This is a genomic window from Mycobacterium sp. NGS66, assembly GCF_059812225.1.
In genome coordinates this window covers 639,061-655,469 of the sequence record NZ_JCALCG010000002.1, presented here as the reverse complement: position 1 = coordinate 655,469, position 16,409 = coordinate 639,061, and the positions used below count along the sequence as shown (strand labels likewise).

Here is a 16,409-nt window from a genome sequence, read left to right as displayed (position 1 = left end):
GGATTGGACCGTCGGCACCACCTAAGTTCATGAGGCAGTATGGAGCAATCCGCACCTTTGTCCGGGAGGGACCGTTTTGATCGGGTATGTCGTCGTGCTTGGAGTCGGTTACGTCCTGGGCAGCAAGGCCGGTCGTCGCCGATATGAGCAGATCGTCGGCACGTATCGGGCGGTCACCGGCAGCCCCGTGGCCAAGTCGATGATCGAGGGCGGCCGTCGCAAGATCGCGAATCGGATCTCACCCGATGCGGGATTCGTCACGCTGGCCGAGATCGACAACCAGACGAGCGTGGTCGAGCGGGCCGACGAGCGGCCGGCAAATGGCGCCGAGTATCGCGACCAGCACGTCACGCGGTGAGATCGTCGCCGCTGGCCTGCTCCAGCAGGCTGCGCCGGTACGCTTCCATCGCGACCAGGTCGCCGAACAGGGCGTGATACTCGTCGCCCTGCTCGATCGGTGACATGCGCTGCAGCTTCGACTTGACCTCGGCGATCTGGCGGCCCATCCAGACCTCTTGGAGACGGGCCAGCACGCCGGCGATATAGCGCGGCAGCTTCTCGTCGTCGACTTGGATCGCCTCCACCCCGAGCTCGCTGATCAGCCCCGCGGTCAACGCCGACGTGGTGTGCCGACGCACCGCGTCGATCCACTGCGCCCCGGTGATACCGGCCGACGTACCGCCGGCCGCCTCGATAGCCGCGCGCACCGCCGCATAACCGGGATGGGTGAAGCTTTCCACCGTCAGCGTGTCGAACACCGGGCCCGCCAGCGCCGGGTATTGCAACGCCGACTTGAGCGCTTCCCGTTGCGGCCACAGGGTCGGCTCACGCGGGTCCGGACGGGTAGCCGGCGGTTCGGGTGATGCCGCGGCGGGAGCGTCGTGCTGCTCGCGGGTCACCCGCCGTGCGGCTTTGGATGCTGAGCCCGTCCGGCCGGGGCGGGACTTCTTGGCCTCGTCGCGAACTCGGCCGATGACCTGTGCCACGTCGGCCCATCCGACCCAGCCGGCCAGCTGCCGCGCATACTCGTCGCGCAACGTGGGGTCCTTGATCTGGCCCACCATGGGTACACAACGGCGCAGCGCGGCCACCCTGCCTTCGGCGCTGTCCAGGTCTATCTCGGCCAGCGCGGTGCGAATTGCGAACTCGAACAACGGAGTTCGACGCGCCACCAGGTCGCGCAGTGCGCTGTCGCCGGACTTCAACCGCAAATCGCAGGGGTCCATACCGTCCGGGGCCACGGCGACAAACGACTGGCCCGCCAAGTTCTGCTCGCCGTCAAGCGCCTTGAGTGCGGCGGCGCGGCCGGCCTCGTCACCGTCAAACACGTAAATCAGCTCGCCCCGAAAGAAGCTGTCGTCCATCATCAGCCGGCGCAGCATCGCCAGGTGCTCGTCACCGAAGGCGGTGCCGCACGACGCCACCGCGGTGGTGACACCGGCCAGATGCATCGCCATCACATCGGTGTAGCCCTCGACCACAACCGCCTGATGCCCCTTGGCGATGTCGCGTTTTGCCAAGTCGATCCCGAACATCACCGCGGACTTCTTGTAGAGCAGCGTTTCGGGCGTATTGACGTACTTCGCCTCCATCGGGTCGTCATCGAACAACCGACGGGCGCCGAAGCCGATCACTTCACCGGCCGCTGTCCGGATGGGCCACAGCAGCCGGCGGTGAAAACGGTCGATCGGACCGCGGCGCCCCTGCCGGGACAGGCCCGCGGCTTCCAGTTCCCTGAACTCAAAGCCCTTGCGCTGCAGGTGCTTTGTCAGCGAATCCCAGCCGGAGGGCGCGAAACCGCAGCCGAAACGGCGCGCGGCCTCGGCATCGAAGTTCCGGTCCGTGAGGTACTGGCGGGCCGGGGCCGCCTCGTCGGACTCCAATGCTGCGGCGTAGAACTCCGCCGCGGCCGCATTGGCCGCGACCAGTCGGCTGCGGCTGCCGCGGTCGCGCTGCACGCTGGTGGCCGCGCCGGTGTAGCTGATCGTGTGGCCGATGCGGTCGGCGAGCAGTTCAACCGCCTCGACGAAGCTGACGTGTTCGATCTTTTGCACGAACGCATACACGTCGCCGCCTTCACCGCAGCCGAAGCAGTGGAAGTGACCGTGATTGGGACGAACGTGGAACGACGGCGACTTTTCGTTGTGGAACGGGCACAGTCCCTTCAGGGAGTCGGCCCCGGCCTTTCGAAGTTGCACGTAGTCACCGACGACGTCCTCGATGCGAACCCGCTCACGGATGGCGGCGATATCGCGATCGGAGATCCGGCCAGCCATCGGCTCAGTGTAAGACGCCTGTCGTGGTCAGCTGGTACCGATCACACCGCATGCGACCCGCTCCATCGCCATGTGGTCGACGCCGTGGATCATCAACGAGGTCCCTTTTCCGGCCAGCAGCTGGTCCTTGGTGAACGCATCGGTCGTGGTCTGCAAAGTCCCGGACCCATCCGGGCCCACCTCGAGCGGCGGCAGGTCGCCGCTTTCCGGCTTCCCGGTATGCCCGGGTGCCTGATAGTGCCCACCCGCCGACAAGAAATTTCCGGGCGGCCCGCCCTCCGGGGCAACGGAGTGGGGCTCACATTTTCCGATCTCATGGATGTGCACGCCATGACTACCCGGTGCCAGGATGCCGTTAGCCACGGTCTGTATGCGCACTGTGGCGTGCCCGCCGCTGAAATCGAACGTCGCATCGGCAACGGGTTTGCCCTCAGCGGTTTTCAGGTGCGCCGCAAGCGTGCCGGCCTGACTGGTCGCGGACGGCGAACCGCTCTGGCTTGCCGGCGCGCTGCTGGTCGGGCTGCTCGGATGTTGCGCGGAACTGCAGGCGGTCATGGCCACCACGGGAAGCGACAGCAGCAGGGCGGCGACAGCGGGGTTTCTGGTCATGCTGGGCAGCCTATCGTCGCCTGCCCGTTACACGTCTGCGCGGCGGGCATCGACACGCTCCAGCCGGCCTTCGGTATACGACGCGATCTGGTCGACGATCACCCGCCACCGGGCGCCGTCGTCGGGTGCGACGGTGAACGCGGCGGCAAATATCGGGTCGAGTGTTCGAGGCGCACCGGCATACAACCAGTGCGCTACCCGATGGATCCGTTCCCGCTGCCGCACCTGAGTTTCCAGGTGCCGCGGGTCCGACATAATGAATTGCAGCGCAAGGGTTTTCAGCACCGCGACCTCGGCACGCACCAGGTCTGGTACGTGCAAATCTGCCTGGTAGCGCACCAGCGGACCCGAGCCGGCCGCCGCGCGTGTGCTCGCGATCGCGGCCGAGACGAACCGGCCCACCAGCTCGCTGGTCAACCGCTTGAGCGCGACCGACGCCGCCAGCGAGGCGTCGTATTTCCCGACGGCGGCCACCACCGGGAGCTGCGAGAGCCGCCCGGCGGCGGCCATCAGTTCGTCGGAACCCACCCGCGAGTACTCGCGCTCCCCCAGCTTGGCCAGCACCGCCGCCTCGTCGTCGTCGGCCAGCACCCGCAGATCGATGCGCTCCGAGACGACACCGTCCTCGACGTCGTGCACCGAATAGGCGACATCGTCGGCCCAGTCCATCACCTGTGCCTCCAGGCAGGTGCGCTCCGCGGGCGCCTGCTGCCGCATCCACGCCGCCGCATCGCGATCCTCGTCGTAAAACCCGAACTTGCGATGCCCATGACCGCGCGGCCACGGGTATTTGGTGACCGCATCCAGCGCTGCGCGAGTCAGGTTCAGCCCTGCGCTATTTCCTTGCGCATCAAACACTTTCGGTTCAAGGCTGGTGAGTATCCGGAAGTTCTGCGCGTTGCCCTCAAATCCACCGCACTGGGCCGCAACCTCGTTCAGCGCCGCCTCACCGTTATGCCCGTACGGGGGGTGCCCGATGTCGTGGGCCAAGCCGGCCAACTCGACGAGGTCGAGGTCGCAACCCAACTCGACCGCCATGCCCCGGCCGATCTGGGCCACCTCCAGCGAATGGGTCAGCCTGGTACGCGGGGTGTCGCCTTCACGGGGTCCGACCACCTGGGTCTTGTCGGCCAACCGCCGCAGCGCGGCGCTGTGCAGCACCCGGGCCCGGTCGCGGGCGAAATCGGTGCGGTGCTGCTGACCCTGGGTGCCAGGTAGACCGGCAGTCTTCGGCGCTTCCACCACCCGCCGCTGCCGGTCGAAGTCATCGTAGGGGTCGTGCTCATTCGTGGTCACCGACGCCTAGTCTGCCAGCACGATCGCCGAGCAGAACCCGCTTCACACCGGTGCGGGCCGGCATCGACGCCGGGCTACATTGACGTATGCGCATTGCGCGGCTACTTGGCGTGATCCTGACCATGCTGGCTGTGAGTTGCACTGGGACTCTGCTCGCCCCGCGGGCGGACGCGCGACCACCATTCCGGCTGTCGGACTACATCACCGATGGTGCCGGCGCGCTGTCCGGATCGGGCCGCGCCGAGGTCAAATCCGCCGTCGACAAGCTTTATGCCAACCACCACATCAGGCTGTGGGTGGTCTACGTCGACGACTTCTCCGGGCTGACCGCCGAGAATTGGGCCCGGCGCACCTACAGCGCCAGCGACTTGGGCGGATACGACGCACTGCTGGCCGTGGCCACCACCGATCGCGCGTATGCCTTTCTGGTGCCGAGCACGGTGCACAGTGTCGAGGCCAACCAAGTAGACGTTCTGCGGCGCACTCAAATCGAACCCGCAGTGCGAGACGGCAACTGGAGTGGAGCGGCGATTGCGGCGGCCAACGGCCTCAACCAGTCACCGAGTTCCTCAGGCCGCGTGCTGCTGCTGATCGTGCTCGGCGGCATCGCCGTCGTGGTCGTGACGATGTTGATCGTGATGCGTTATCGGCGGCGCCGCCGGCGCGCGGCGGCGCTGGCCGCGGCCCGTCGAGTCGACCCCACCGACGCCGACGCGCTGGCTGCGGTGCCGCTCGAAGCGCTGGACGACTTGTCGCGCTCGATGGTGGTCGACGTCGACAACGCGGTACGTACCAGCTCCAACGAGCTCACGTTGGCGATCGACGAGTTCGGTCAACAGCGCACCGAACCTTTCAGCAAGGCGGTCGAAAGCGCCAAAGCTGCTCTGTCCCAAGCATTCACGGTGCGCCAACAACTCGACGACGACCTGCCCGAAACGCCGGCGCAGCGCCGCGAGTTGCTCACCCGGGTTATCGTGTCCGCTGCTCGCGCGGACCGCGAACTGGAATCCCAGACCGAAGCGTTCGAGCAGCTGCGCGATCTGGTGATCAACGCGCCGGCGCGACTCGACGGGCTGACCCAGCAATACGTCGATCTGACCGCTCGCATCGGCCCGACGGAACAGCGGCTGGCCGAATTGCACACCGAGTTCGATGCCGCCGCGTTGACGTCGGTGTCCGGCAATATCTCGACCGCCAAAGAGCGACTGGCGTTCGCCGACAAGAACATTAGCGCGGCACGCAACCTGACCGCACAGGTAGAGAGCGGACGCCAGAGTGACTTGGTGGACGCGGTTCGCGCGGCCGAGTCCGCACTCGGGCAAGCCCGTTCGCTGTTCGACGCGGTGGACAGTGCAGCCAGCGACATCCGCCATGCCGTCGCTTCGCTGCCATCGTTGATGACCGAAATCCAGACGGCCATCGCGCACGCCGACGAGCAGCTGCAGCGCAGCCCAGAATCTGCCCACACCGCGCAACTGGCTGCCGCGCGTGATGCCGCGACCAGGGCACTCGACACCGCCCGCGGCACCGGCTCCGCCGACCCCTTGGGCACCTTCGTGCAGCTGACCAAGGCCGACGCGGAGCTCAACCGGATGCTGGCCACCGTCGCCGAAGAGAAGGCGGCCGCCGATCGCCTCAACCGCTCGCTCGAGCAGGCGTTGTTCACCGCGGAGTCGCGGGTGCGCGGAGTGTCGGAATACATCGACACCCGCCGCGGCAGCATCGGATCCGAGGCGCGCACTCGGCTGGCCGAAGCCAGACGGCACCTACAAGCCGCACACGACATGCGCACGACGAATGTGACCGAGGCGATTGCCCACGCCAACGCGGCGTCCACGCTGGCCGCTCATGTGCAGACGCTGGCGAATGCGGACGTGCAATCGGCCGAACGCGTTTACAGCCGCCGCAGCGGCGACGACACCGGCGCGCTGATCGGCGGAATCATCATCAGCGACCTGCTCAACGCGGGCATGCGGGGTGGCTTCGGCTGGACCCCCACCTCCTTCGGCGGCTCGTCACGAAATTCGTCCGGCGGCGGCTTCATGGGCGGCGGCGGGCGGTTCTAACGGCGCGCTAAGCAGCGCGAGCAGACGCAAAATCCCCCAAATTCCTTGCGAATTGGGCGATTTTGCGTCTGCTCGCCGGGAGTGGTCAGCAGCCCTTGAGGCGCACCGCCAGGTAGTCGGCGACGTTGCTCATCGGGATGCGCTCCTGGGTCATCCCGTCGCGCTCGCGCACGGTGACCGCATCGTCCTCGAGTGACTCGAAATCCACTGTCACACAGAACGGGGTGCCGATCTCGTCCTGACGGCGGTAGCGCCGCCCGATCGCGCCGGCGTCGTCGAATTCGATGTTCCAGCATTTCCGCAACTCTGCGGCCAGATCACGAGCCTTGGGACTCAAGTCGGCATGCCGCGACAGCGGCAGGACGGCGGCCTTGACCGGTGCCAGTCGCGGATCCAGCCGAAGCACGGTGCGCTTTTCCATGACCCCCTTGGCATTTGGGGCTTCGTCCTCGGTGTAGGCGTCGATCAAGAACGTCATCAAGGAACGCGTCAGACCGGCTGCCGGCTCGATGACATACGGAATGTATCGGGTGTCGCTGACCTGGTCATAGAACGATAGGTCGACGCCGGAATGCTTACTGTGCGCTGAGAGGTCGAAATCGGTCCGGTTGGCGATGCCTTCCAGCTCACCCCAGGGATTGCCGACGAAGCCGAACTTGTACTCGATGTCGACGGTGCGGTCGGAGTAGTGCGACAGCTTGTCCTTGGGGTGTTCGAACAGCCGCAGGTTCTCCGGCTTGACACCGAGATCGACGTACCATTGCAGCCGGGTGTCGATCCAATATTGGTGCCACTCTCTGGCGGTTGACGGCTCGACGAAGAATTCCATCTCCATCATCTCGAATTCGCGGGTGCGGAAGATGAAATTGCCCGGCGTGATCTCGTTGCGGAAGCTCTTGCCGATTTGGCCGATGCCGAACGGGGGCTTTTTGCGCGCCGTCGTCACCACGTTGGCGAAGTTGATGAAGATGCCCTGGGCGGTTTCGGGGCGCAGATAGTGCAGCCCCTCCTCGGTTTCAATCGGCCCCAGGTACGTCTTGAGCATCATGTTGAATTCGCGGGGCTCGGTCCACTGGCCGGGTTCGCCGGTGTCCGGGTCGCGAATGTCGGCCAGGCCATTGGGTGGCGGGTGCCCGTGCTTGGCTTCGTAGGCCTCGATGAGGTGGTCGGCCCGGTAGCGCTTGTGCGTGATCAACGACTCGACCAGGGGGTCATGGAACACCTCGACGTGGCCGGAGGCCACCCACACCTGCCGCGGCAGGATGATCGAGGAATCTATTCCGACGACGTCGTCGCGGCCGGTGACCACCGCGCGCCACCACTGCCGTTTGATGTTCTCCTTGAGTTCGACGCCCAGCGGTCCGTAGTCCCACGCCGACTTGGTGCCGCCGTAGATTTCGCCCGAGGGAAAGACGAAGCCGCGCCGTTTGGCCAGGTTGACTACGGTGTCGATGACGGACGCCACGAGGTAGTCACTCCTTTCGGTCCCTTCCGGAATTTGGGCGGGTGCATGCCGCAGCGAACCGCCGCCGCGCAAAGCATGAGCAATGGTAGCGATCGACTGCCACGTCTTTGACATGCGTGCTCATGCATGTGACAGTGGACGTCAGCGGCAGACTGGTACAAATCTTGGCACTTCTCGAGGTGATGACTCCGATATGGTGACGTCCTCGTCAACGCCGACCGCCGACGACGCCGCGGACTTGGTGGTTGCCCACGAGCACGTCAGCGGCGGATTCGGCGAATACCCCGCGCCGCCACCGCGGGAGATCCTCGACGGCGCCGGGGAGCTGCTGCGGGCGCTGGCCGCACCCGTGCGGATCGCCATCGTGCTGCAATTGCGCGAATCTCAGCGTTGCGTGCACGAACTGGTCGACGCGCTCGGCGTGCCGCAGCCACTGGTCAGCCAGCATCTGAAGATCCTCAAGGCCGCCGGCGTGGTGGCCGGTGAGCGGTCGGGCCGGGAAGTGCTCTACCGGCTGGCCGATCATCACCTTGCGCACATCGTCGTCGATGCGGTCGCCCATGCCGGCGAAGACGCGCCATGACGGCCCGCGCCGGTGACGTCGCCCGCTCCACCCGTCAGCGGGCAGCGGTGTCGACTTTGCTGGAGACCCTCGACGACTTTCGCTCGGCCCAGGAGATCCACGACGAGCTGCGCCGTCGCGGTGAGAACATCGGCCTGACCACCGTTTACCGGACGCTGCAGTCGATGGCGGCGGCGGGCGTGGTCGATACGTTGCGCACCGACACCGGCGAATCCGTCTACCGCAGTTGCTCGGAACACCATCACCACCACCTGGTCTGTCGCCACTGCGGCTCCACGATCGAGGTGGGCGACCACGAGGTCGAGGCGTGGGCGGCCGGAGTGGCCAGCGCGCACGGCTTCTCCGACGTCAGCCACACCATCGAGATCTTCGGCACCTGCTCGGAATGCGTGTCCTGACGACGAGTACGCGGGCACATGGAAGCGCGTCGTTTCGGGCGATCCAGCCGTGCTCAGACCGCGACGACTTCGACCAACCCCTCGAGGCCGCCGAAGTCGACTGGGTTGCGGGTATAGAGCACGGCTGAGTGAGCGTGCGCCGTGGCCGCTACCAGCAGGTCCATTGAACGGGCTCGCGGCTGACGTCCCGCATCGACTACCGCAGCCGCAACCTGCCCGTAGCTAACCGCCACGGCGTCATCCACGGGCAACGCGTCGAACTTGCGCTGAGCAATCAGCAGACGTCGCAGCCGCTCCGAGCGCGACTTCTGCTGCTTGGCCACCAGGACTCCAAAGTGAAGTTCCGCCAACGTAATTGCACTGATGGCCAGCTCACCCTCCAGGGGCTCGACGTCCGTCGCGATGACCACACTGGTGTCCAGAATCGCTCTCACTGCCTTGCCCATGGGTCGCGGATATCGTCGGCGACTGCCGCGCGGTCGGCCTCCCAGGCAGCGTCTGCCGGCCCGGCGAACAGTTCGGCCACATCGGCCCATCGCCTCCACGTCCGTGGCGCTGCCGGAACGAGCCGGGCTCCCGGTCGCCCGGCGACCGTGATGGTGATCTCCTCGCCCTCCTCCGCCCGTCGGACGAGTTCGGAAGCTTTCTGCCGGAGTTCACGCAACCCAACTATCTCCATGACTGGCGAGTGTAGCATATGTAACACATGTGCTACACTCGCTCGTCGACTCCACCCGCTCGGCTCGCTATCAAGAAGACCTGCTGCGCTCGCCGCTACGCAACCACCACATCGGTTCGGCTGCAACCGGTTTCGCCGATCAGTCAGCGGTGTTCTTCGGAGGTCAGCGCCCGGCGCAGCTGACCGCCGGTGTCGAGCACCAGCAGAATCAGCGTGCGCAGCGCGTCGTCGGTCAAGCCCGCGCCGGGAAAGTTGTACCGCAGCATCACATCGGCGAGCTTGCCGGCACTCTTACCGGAATTGACCTTCTCCATCAGAGTCACCGTGCCGAGGTTGCAGTCGCGCGCCTGTTTGGCCACCAGGTCCCGGAGCTTCTTGGTCAACGGCAGGTCCCACGCCAGCACCTGCGTCAGCGACACCAGGTCAAGGCCTTCCACGATGTTCACCACCCGCAACGACGCAAGAGTGCCGTCATGGCGGACCGTCAATCCGCCGTCGGGTTCTTCGTCGACGGGCACGACGTCGCGGAGGATGGATGCCAGGCGCTCCTGCAGGGAGGGCTTTGGGTCCTCGTGCGGACCCGCTGCGCCCGGCTCCGCCGCGCTTTCCGTCCCCACTACGCGCTGCCGAACCGTCGGTTGCGGGATGCGTACTCCTCGCAGGCAGCCCAGAGATCCCGGCGGTCGTAGTCGGGCCACAACTTGTCCTGGAATATGTATTCAGCGTATGCCGCCTGCCACAACATGAAGTTGCTGGACCGCTGCTCGCCGGAGGTTCGCAGCAGTAGATCCACATCAGGGATGTCGGGCCATTGCAGGTGACGAGCGATGGTCGACTCGGTGATCCGGTCCGAACTCAGCTTGCCCAACTCGACCAACCGGGCGATATCCTTTGCGGCTTCGGCTATTTCGGTGCGGCCGCCGTAGTTCACGCAGTAGTTGACGGTGATGACGTCGTTGTTTTTCGTCATCTCCTCCGCGATCGCCAATTCCTTGATGACACTGCGCCACAGACGCGGCCGCGACCCCACCCACCGAATCCGGACCCCGAGCGTGTTGAGGTTGACGCGGCGCATGCGCACGACGTCGCGGTTGAAACCCATCAAAAAGCGGACTTCCTCGGGCGAGCGCTTCCAGTTCTCCGTGGAGAACGCGTACAGGCTGAGCCATCTGATCCCGAGTTCGATTGCGCCGCAGACAATGTCGATCACGACCGCCTCGCCCGCCTTGTGCCCCTCGGTGCGCGGCATGCCCCGTTGGGTGGCCCACCTGCCGTTGCCGTCCATCACAATGGCCACATGGCCCGGTAGCCGGTCCCGCGGAATCCGCGGCGCGGCGGCCTTCGACGGATGTTGCGGCGGCCGGCTTGGACCGCCACCGGGGGACGGCGGCAGCGCTGGGAACAGCACCGGCCAGGTCGACTTGTCGGGAAAGGTCGGATAGTCGTCGGGGGCCGGGGGCAGCTGCGGAAAATCGCTCGAGGTCAGCTTGCGCGCGCTCCTAGCCACAGGCCATATCCCATCCGACGTCTCGCCCGTCCCGGGCCGCGCGCCGATCGGCGATGGTGCGATCCACCTGATACGTCCGTTCCACCAACGGCAGTGTTTTGAGCTGCCGTTCCAGATGCCATTGCAGGTGCGCGGCCACCAACCCGCTGGCGTGGCCACGGTGAGATTGCGGTGCCCGTCCGGCGGCCTCCCAATCACCGTCGTAGAGCGCGGACATCAGCTCCAGCACGCCCGGCGGCGGTGTCGTCGAACCGGCCGGGCGGCAGTGCCCGCAAACGCTGCCCCCGGCGGCGATGTGAAACGCCCGATGTGGGCCGGGTGTGGCACAGCGAGCGCACTCGGTCAGCGCCGGCGCCCAGCCGGCGATGCCCATCGCCCGCAGCAGATAGGCGTCCAACAACAGCTCGCGGGGCCGGCTTCCGTCAGCCACCGCCCGCAAGGCGCTCACCGTGAGCCGGTGCAGGGCCGGGGCCGGCGCCCGCTCCTCACCGGCCAGGCGTTCGGCGGTTTCCAGCATCGCGCACCCGCAGGTGTACCGGGCATAGTCGCTGACGATGTCGGTGGCGAACGCGTCAATCGAGATGACCTGGGTGACGATGTCGAGGTTGCGGCCGGCATGCAGTTGCGCGTCGATGTGCGCGAACGGCTCCAGCCGGGCGCCGAATTTGCTGCGCGTGCGCCGGACGCCCTTGGCCACCGCTCGAACCAACCCGTGATCGCGGGTCAACAAGGTGACGATTCGGTCGGCTTCGCCAAGCTTGTGCTGACGCAGCACAACAGCCCGGTCTCGATACAGCCGCATCCCGACATTTTCGCACCACCCCGCGACATCGCGGGTATCCGCGCCGATAGTCTTCTACCCCGTGATTGGCGCTACCGGCTCCGTTTCCGGGTCCGCTTCCGGATCCAGCTACCAGCGCCTGCCCACCCTGACCGACCTGCTCTACCAGCTGGCCGCCCGCTCGGTGACCTCCGAAGAACTGGTCCGGCGTTCACTGCACGCCATCAACATGAGCCAGCACACGTTGAACGCCTTTCGCGTGGTTTTGACCGAATCCGCGCTGGCCGACGCCGCGGAGGCAGACCGGCGCAGGGCCGCCGGAGACACCGCGCCGCTGCTGGGCATCCCGATTGCCGTCAAAGACGACGTGGACGTTGCTGGAGTGCCGACCGCCTTCGGCACCGAAGGCCACATTCGGCCCGCCACCCAGGACTCGGAGGTGGTTCGCCGGCTGAAGGTCGCCGGTGCCGTGATCGTCGGCAAGACCAACACCTGCGAACTGGGCCAGTGGCCGTTCACCAGCGGTCCCGGATTCGGACACACCCGCAATCCGTGGTCGCGTCGGCACACCCCGGGCGGATCGTCGGGCGGGAGCGCCGCCGCCGTGGCCGCCGGCCTGGTAACGGCTGCCATCGGCTCCGACGGGGCCGGCAGCGTGCGCATCCCCGCCGCCTGGACCCACCTGGTCGGCATCAAGCCCCAGCGCGGCCGAATCTCAACCTGGCCGTTGCCGGAAGCGTTCAACGGCATCACCGTCAACGGTGTGCTGGCCCGCACGGTGGCCGACGCGGCGCTGGTGCTCGACGCCGCCTCCGGCAACGTCGAGGGCGATCTGCACAAGCCGCCGCCGCTGACCGCGTCCGACTACGTTGGTAACGCGCCCGGCCCGCTGAACATCGCGTTGTCAACCCGGTTCCCGTACACCGCTTTTCGGGCCAAGTTGCATCCGGAGATCCTGGCGGCGACCCGACGGGTCGCCAAACAGCTCGAGTTGCTCGGCCACTCTGTGGTGTCCGGCAACCCGGACTATGGCCTGCGTTTGTCGTGGGACTTCCTCGCCCGGTCCACCGCGGGCCTCGTCGAATGGGAGGAGCGGCTGGGCGACCAGGTCAACTGGGACCCCCGCACCCTGGCCAACCTGCGTACCGGCCGCGTGCTGGGTCAAGCGATCCTGCGCAGCGCCCGCCGGCACGAAGCCGCCGAACAGCGCCGGGTCGGCTCGATCTTCGACATCGTCGACGTGGTACTGGCGCCGACCACCGCGCAGCCACCGCCGTTGGCGCGCTCGTTCGACCGGCTCACTGGCTTTGGCACCGATCGCGCGATGATCGCCGCTTGCCCGTTGACCTGGCCATGGAACGTGTTGGGCTGGCCATCAATCAATGTGCCGGCCGGGTTCACCTCCGACGGACTACCGATCGGTGTGCAGCTGATGGGCCCGGCCAACAGCGAGGGCCTGCTGATATCGCTGGCCGCCGAGCTGGAAGCCATCTGCGGCTGGGCAAACAAGCAGCCGAATATGTGGTGGGACTCGCATATAAACACCCCGCCGATGGATGGCGCGCCGCCCGTCGTGCCTTAGCGGATCTCGCCGAGTTTGTAACCACTGCGAAAATCTGGCCCAATTCCTCGCGCTCAGAACACGCTCGGCGACGTCGTACTGACCGCCAAGTCAAAAGCCAAGCCGGCCAAGCTGTTTGGGATCTTGCTGCCAGTTCTTGGCGACCTTGACGCGCAGGTCGAGATAGATCTTGGTGCCCAGCAGCTTCTCGATTTGGGTGCGCGCGGCGGTCCCCACCTCACGTAGCCGGGCTCCACCCTTACCGATGACGATCCCCTTTTGGCTGGGTCGTTCGACGTAGAGCACCGCATACACATCGGTGAGGTCGTCTCGCCCGTCCCGTTGGCTGACCTCGTCGATCACCACGGCCAATGAATGCGGTAGCTCGTCGCGCACCCCTTCCAGGGCGGCCTCGCGGATGAGCTCGGCCATCAGCATCTCCTCGGGCTCATCGGTAAGCTCACCGTCGGGGTAGTACGCCGGGCCGGCGGGCAGCGCCGCGGCCAGCACGTCGATCAGCACGTCGATCTGCTCACCGCTCACCGCCGACACCGGGACGATCTCTGCGGGATTGGGCAGGCCTGCTGCCAGTTCGCTGGCCGCAACGAGCTGCGCGGCCACCCGATCCTTGGACACTTTGTCGATCTTGGTGACGATCATGACGAGGGTCGTGTTCGGTGCGATCGCTCGGATCTGCTCGACGATCCACCGGTCTCCCGGGCCGATGGCCTCGTCGGCCGGGATGCACAACCCGATGACGTCGACCTCGGCATAGGTGTCACGGACCAGGTCGTTGAGCCTCTTGCCCAGCAGGGTCCGCGGCCGGTGCAGACCCGGAGTGTCGACCAGGACGATCTGAAATTCCTCGCTGCGGTGCACGATCCCGCGAATGGTGTGCCGGGTGGTCTGCGGCTTGGTCGAGGTGATCGCGACCTTGGCGCCCACCAACGCATTCGTCAGCGTCGACTTGCCGGTGTTCGGCCTGCCGACCAAACACACGAAGCCGGAACGGAATTCAGCCATGTCGCCGACGGGTCACAGCGGGTTTCCGGCCTGATCGGTGATGATCACCGACGCCGTCGGCGACAGCTCGCGTACCGCGGCGATGCCGGGGTCGTCGGCGGACCCGGCAACCAGAACCACCGTGTCGAGCGCTTTGACCCCGCTTGATACTGCCGCCGCCACCGCCGCCTGCAAGCCTGTCAGCTTTAGTGTCGACAAGTTCACCGCCGCGGCTGCATAGCTGCGCCCATCGGCATCGCGCACGGCGGCGCCGCTGCCGGATTCGGCGCGAGCCATCGCGGATCGCGCCAGCGTTACCAGCTTGGCGTCTTCGGCATCCAGTGACTCAGCCATCGTGTGCGTTCTCCTCTGAATCGGCCGGGCTCAGCAGGACGGTGCCGACGCGTACGCGTCCTCGATGGTCGGGGCCACCCTCGGCATGGAGTCGCAGACCGTGGGATATCACCTCTGCACCGGGCAGCGGGACCCGGCCCAATTCCAAGGCCAGCAGACCGCCCACCGTGTCGACGTCGAGATCCTCGTCGAACTCCATGCCGTACAGCTCGCCTAAGTCTTCGATCGGCAGCCGCGCCGATACGCGGAAATGGTTGTCTCCCAAGGCTTCCACCGGCGCCGTCTCGGCGTCATCGTACTCGTCGGCGATCTCGCCAACGATTTCCTCCAGCACGTCTTCGATGCTCACCAGCCCCGCAATTGCGCCGTATTCGTCGACCAGTAACGCCATGTGGTTGCGGTCGCGCTGCATCTCACGCAGCAGCGCGTCGATCGGCTTGGAGTCCGGCACGAATACCGCCGGGCGCATCACCTGCGCCACGGTGGTGTCGCGGCCCTCGTCGGGCGCCAAAAAGGACTTCGCGACAAGGTCTTTGAGGTAGACGACACCGACGATGTCGTCGACGTTCTCACCGATCACCGGGATGCGGGAGTGCCCACTTCGGACCGCCAACGCGGTGGCGTCGCCGGCCGACGCGTCACTTTCGATCCACACCATCTCCGTCCTGGGCACCATCACCTCCCGGGCTGGGGTGTCGCCGAGTTCAAAGACGGACTGGATCATTCGGCGCTCGTCGGCGGCGACCACGCCGCGTTGCTGGGCCAGGTCGACGACTTCTCGCAGCTCGATCTCGGATGCGAATGGCCCGTTACGCAGACCCGGGCCCGGGGTGAGCGCGTTACCCACCACCACCAGCAACCGGCTGATCGGCATCAACAGCCACGAGATCGCCTGCAGCGGAAGGGCAGTCGCCAATGAGATGGAGTACGCGTGCTGGCGGCCGAGGGTGCGCGGGCCCACTCCGATCACCACGAAGTTGACCAGCACCATGGTGACGGCGGCGGTGAACAAGCCCCAGTGCAGGCCGAAGTTGTCATAGAGAAAGACCACCAGCAGTACGGTCGCGTTGATTTCGCAGGTAATACGCAGCAGCACCACCAGATTGATGTAGCGGGGCCGATCGGCCATCACCTTGGACAGGGCAACTGCGCCGGGCCGCTTGTCGCGCACCAATTCCTGCACCCGGGCCAGCGAGACGGTGCTCACGGCGGCGTCGATCGCTGCAAAAAGCCCACTGAGACAAATGAGCGCGAGAGCGCCCAGCAGCTGGAGCCAACCGGTCAACTGTCGAAATACCTTGACTTGTCCAGCAATCGGCGGTCCCGCTCCTCTTGGCGGTCGTGCTGGTAGGCCTCGACCTGGTCAGCGACCCACTCTTCGAGCAGCCGCTCCTGCAGGGCGAACATCTCCTTTTCCTCGTCCGGCTCGGCGTGGTCGTAGCCGAGCAGATGAAGCACACCGTGGATCGTCAACAGCGCCAACTCATGTCCAAGGCTGTGCCCCGCGGCCAGCGCCTGCTCGGCGGCGAACTCCGGACAAAGCACGATGTCGCCGAGCATCGCCGGCCCCGGCTCGGGAGCGTCGGGCCGACCACCCGGTTCGAGCTCGTCCATCGGGAAGCTCATCACGTCCGTCGGCCCGGGTAAGTCCATCCAACGCATGTGCAGGTCGGCCATCGCGGCGCTGTCCAGCAACAGCATCGACAGCTCGGCGGCTGGATTGACATCCATCTTGGCGATGACAAACCGCGCGACGCTGACCAATTCGGCTTCCGAGACGTCAACGCCCGACTCGTTGGATACTTCGATGCTCATAAGATGCTCATCGGTTG

The 16,409-nt window shown here is 66.2% G+C and carries 18 protein-coding genes; 5 read left to right on the top strand and 13 right to left on the bottom strand.

All coding sequences use genetic code 11. The features are described 5' to 3' along the window. Nucleotides 1–76: 76 nt before the first annotated feature. A complete protein-coding gene (locus AC5Y2L_RS07520; protein ID WP_499934221.1) occupies nucleotides 77–358 on the top strand; it encodes a hypothetical protein in 282 nt (93 codons plus the stop codon). Here the strand turns inward: AC5Y2L_RS07520 and dnaG are convergent. The 3 genes from dnaG to AC5Y2L_RS07505 are packed head-to-tail and all read right to left on the bottom strand — an operon-like array spanning nucleotide 348 to nucleotide 4,181. Further along, nucleotides 348–2,276, bottom strand: a complete 1,929-nt coding sequence (gene dnaG, locus AC5Y2L_RS07515) for a DNA primase (protein WP_499934220.1) — start codon at nucleotides 2,274–2,276, stop codon at nucleotides 348–350. The two genes, AC5Y2L_RS07520 and dnaG, sit on opposite strands and share 11 nt — an antisense overlap. Nucleotides 2,277–2,303: 27 nt before the next feature. After that, nucleotides 2,304–2,885 carry a superoxide dismutase family protein gene (locus AC5Y2L_RS07510; protein ID WP_499934219.1) on the bottom strand — a complete coding sequence of 194 codons (582 nt, stop codon included), beginning with the start codon at nucleotides 2,883–2,885 and terminating at the stop codon, nucleotides 2,304–2,306. 27 nt (nucleotides 2,886–2,912) lie between these two features. Then, on the bottom strand, nucleotides 2,913–4,181 hold the full coding sequence (locus tag AC5Y2L_RS07505; RefSeq protein WP_499934217.1) for a deoxyguanosinetriphosphate triphosphohydrolase: 1,269 nt from the start codon (nucleotides 4,179–4,181) through the stop codon (nucleotides 2,913–2,915). Between the two features lie 86 nt (nucleotides 4,182–4,267). On the opposite strand from AC5Y2L_RS07505, the gene AC5Y2L_RS07500 reads away from it, so the two are divergent. Beyond that, the gene (locus AC5Y2L_RS07500) at nucleotides 4,268–6,247 is read left to right on the top strand and encodes a TPM domain-containing protein (protein WP_499934216.1); all 1,980 of its coding nucleotides are present in this window, start codon (nucleotides 4,268–4,270) and stop codon (nucleotides 6,245–6,247) included. Between the two features lie 85 nt (nucleotides 6,248–6,332). Here AC5Y2L_RS07500 and AC5Y2L_RS07495 read toward each other — a convergent pair whose 3' ends face one another. Further along, nucleotides 6,333–7,712 (bottom strand): glycine--tRNA ligase, encoded by a 1,380-nt coding sequence (locus AC5Y2L_RS07495; RefSeq protein ID WP_499934215.1) that lies wholly within the window; start codon nucleotides 7,710–7,712, stop codon nucleotides 6,333–6,335. Nucleotides 7,713–7,905: 193 nt separating this feature from the next. Between AC5Y2L_RS07495 and AC5Y2L_RS07490 the strand changes: the two genes are divergently transcribed. Then, nucleotides 7,906–8,295, top strand: a complete 390-nt coding sequence (locus AC5Y2L_RS07490; protein WP_499934213.1) for an ArsR/SmtB family transcription factor — start codon at nucleotides 7,906–7,908, stop codon at nucleotides 8,293–8,295. Next, the gene (locus AC5Y2L_RS07485; RefSeq protein ID WP_499934212.1) at nucleotides 8,292–8,693 is read left to right on the top strand and encodes a Fur family transcriptional regulator; all 402 of its coding nucleotides are present in this window, start codon (nucleotides 8,292–8,294) and stop codon (nucleotides 8,691–8,693) included. The genes AC5Y2L_RS07490 and AC5Y2L_RS07485 overlap by 4 nt, the downstream gene beginning before the upstream one ends. A 53-nt stretch (nucleotides 8,694–8,746) precedes the next feature. Here the strand turns inward: AC5Y2L_RS07485 and AC5Y2L_RS07480 are convergent, their stop codons facing one another. The 5 genes from AC5Y2L_RS07480 to recO all read right to left on the bottom strand — a co-directional run bounded on the left by AC5Y2L_RS07480 (nucleotide 8,747) and on the right by recO (nucleotide 11,681). Continuing rightward, nucleotides 8,747–9,139 carry a type II toxin-antitoxin system VapC family toxin gene (locus AC5Y2L_RS07480; protein ID WP_499934210.1) on the bottom strand — a complete coding sequence of 131 codons (393 nt, stop codon included), beginning with the start codon at nucleotides 9,137–9,139 and terminating at the stop codon, nucleotides 8,747–8,749. Next, the gene (locus AC5Y2L_RS07475; RefSeq protein ID WP_499934209.1) at nucleotides 9,124–9,372 is read right to left on the bottom strand and encodes a type II toxin-antitoxin system Phd/YefM family antitoxin; all 249 of its coding nucleotides are present in this window, start codon (nucleotides 9,370–9,372) and stop codon (nucleotides 9,124–9,126) included. The genes AC5Y2L_RS07480 and AC5Y2L_RS07475 overlap by 16 nt, the downstream gene beginning before the upstream one ends. A gap of 143 nt (nucleotides 9,373–9,515) precedes the next feature. Beyond that, nucleotides 9,516–9,989 (bottom strand): hypothetical protein, encoded by a 474-nt coding sequence (locus tag AC5Y2L_RS07470; protein WP_499934207.1) that lies wholly within the window; start codon nucleotides 9,987–9,989, stop codon nucleotides 9,516–9,518. Beyond that, complete coding sequence (locus AC5Y2L_RS07465) at nucleotides 9,989–10,879, bottom strand: decaprenyl diphosphate synthase (protein ID WP_499934206.1); 891 nt, start codon at nucleotides 10,877–10,879, stop codon at nucleotides 9,989–9,991. Before AC5Y2L_RS07465 ends, AC5Y2L_RS07470 begins: the two co-directional genes overlap by 1 nt. Next, complete coding sequence (gene recO / locus AC5Y2L_RS07460; RefSeq protein WP_499934205.1) at nucleotides 10,872–11,681, bottom strand: DNA repair protein RecO; 810 nt, start codon at nucleotides 11,679–11,681, stop codon at nucleotides 10,872–10,874. The genes AC5Y2L_RS07465 and recO overlap by 8 nt, the downstream gene beginning before the upstream one ends. 61 nt (nucleotides 11,682–11,742) lie before the next feature. Here recO and AC5Y2L_RS07455 point away from each other — a divergent pair, with 61 nt between their 5' ends. Next, nucleotides 11,743–13,242 (top strand): amidase, encoded by a 1,500-nt coding sequence (locus AC5Y2L_RS07455; protein ID WP_499934203.1) that lies wholly within the window; start codon nucleotides 11,743–11,745, stop codon nucleotides 13,240–13,242. A 90-nt stretch (nucleotides 13,243–13,332) separates the two neighbouring features. Here the strand turns inward: AC5Y2L_RS07455 and era are convergent, their stop codons facing one another. From era to ybeY, 4 genes are read right to left on the bottom strand one after another with little or no spacing between them, the layout of a single operon-like run. Then, complete coding sequence (era, locus tag AC5Y2L_RS07450; protein ID WP_499934202.1) at nucleotides 13,333–14,244, bottom strand: GTPase Era; 912 nt, start codon at nucleotides 14,242–14,244, stop codon at nucleotides 13,333–13,335. Nucleotides 14,245–14,256: 12 nt separating this feature from the next. Then, the gene (locus tag AC5Y2L_RS07445) at nucleotides 14,257–14,598 is read right to left on the bottom strand and encodes a cytidine deaminase-like protein (RefSeq protein ID WP_499934303.1); all 342 of its coding nucleotides are present in this window, start codon (nucleotides 14,596–14,598) and stop codon (nucleotides 14,257–14,259) included. Continuing rightward, complete coding sequence (locus AC5Y2L_RS07440; protein ID WP_499934200.1) at nucleotides 14,570–15,862, bottom strand: hemolysin family protein; 1,293 nt, start codon at nucleotides 15,860–15,862, stop codon at nucleotides 14,570–14,572. Before AC5Y2L_RS07440 ends, AC5Y2L_RS07445 begins: the two co-directional genes overlap by 29 nt. Then, the gene (ybeY, locus tag AC5Y2L_RS07435; RefSeq protein WP_499934198.1) at nucleotides 15,859–16,392 is read right to left on the bottom strand and encodes an rRNA maturation RNase YbeY; all 534 of its coding nucleotides are present in this window, start codon (nucleotides 16,390–16,392) and stop codon (nucleotides 15,859–15,861) included. Before ybeY ends, AC5Y2L_RS07440 begins: the two co-directional genes overlap by 4 nt. Nucleotides 16,393–16,409: the final 17 nt, after the last annotated feature.

Excerpts from the sequence above, each read along its gene's own strand:
- dnaG (WP_499934220.1), bottom strand. The coding sequence starts at position 2,276 with ATGGCTGGCCGGATCTCCGATCGCGATATCGCCGCCATCCGTGAGCGG.
- AC5Y2L_RS07510 (WP_499934219.1), bottom strand. The coding sequence starts at position 2,885 with ATGACCAGAAACCCCGCTGTCGCCGCCCTGCTGCTGTCGCTTCCCGTG.
- AC5Y2L_RS07500 (WP_499934216.1), top strand. The coding sequence starts at position 4,268 with ATGCGCATTGCGCGGCTACTTGGCGTGATCCTGACCATGCTGGCTGTG.
- AC5Y2L_RS07490 (WP_499934213.1), top strand. The coding sequence starts at position 7,906 with ATGGTGACGTCCTCGTCAACGCCGACCGCCGACGACGCCGCGGACTTG.
- AC5Y2L_RS07485 (WP_499934212.1), top strand. The coding sequence starts at position 8,292 with ATGACGGCCCGCGCCGGTGACGTCGCCCGCTCCACCCGTCAGCGGGCA.
- AC5Y2L_RS07480 (WP_499934210.1), bottom strand. The coding sequence starts at position 9,139 with ATGGGCAAGGCAGTGAGAGCGATTCTGGACACCAGTGTGGTCATCGCG.
- AC5Y2L_RS07475 (WP_499934209.1), bottom strand. The coding sequence starts at position 9,372 with ATGGAGATAGTTGGGTTGCGTGAACTCCGGCAGAAAGCTTCCGAACTC.
- recO (WP_499934205.1), bottom strand. The coding sequence starts at position 11,681 with ATGCGGCTGTATCGAGACCGGGCTGTTGTGCTGCGTCAGCACAAGCTT.
- era (WP_499934202.1), bottom strand. The coding sequence starts at position 14,244 with ATGGCTGAATTCCGTTCCGGCTTCGTGTGTTTGGTCGGCAGGCCGAAC.
- ybeY (WP_499934198.1), bottom strand. The coding sequence starts at position 16,392 with ATGAGCATCGAAGTATCCAACGAGTCGGGCGTTGACGTCTCGGAAGCC.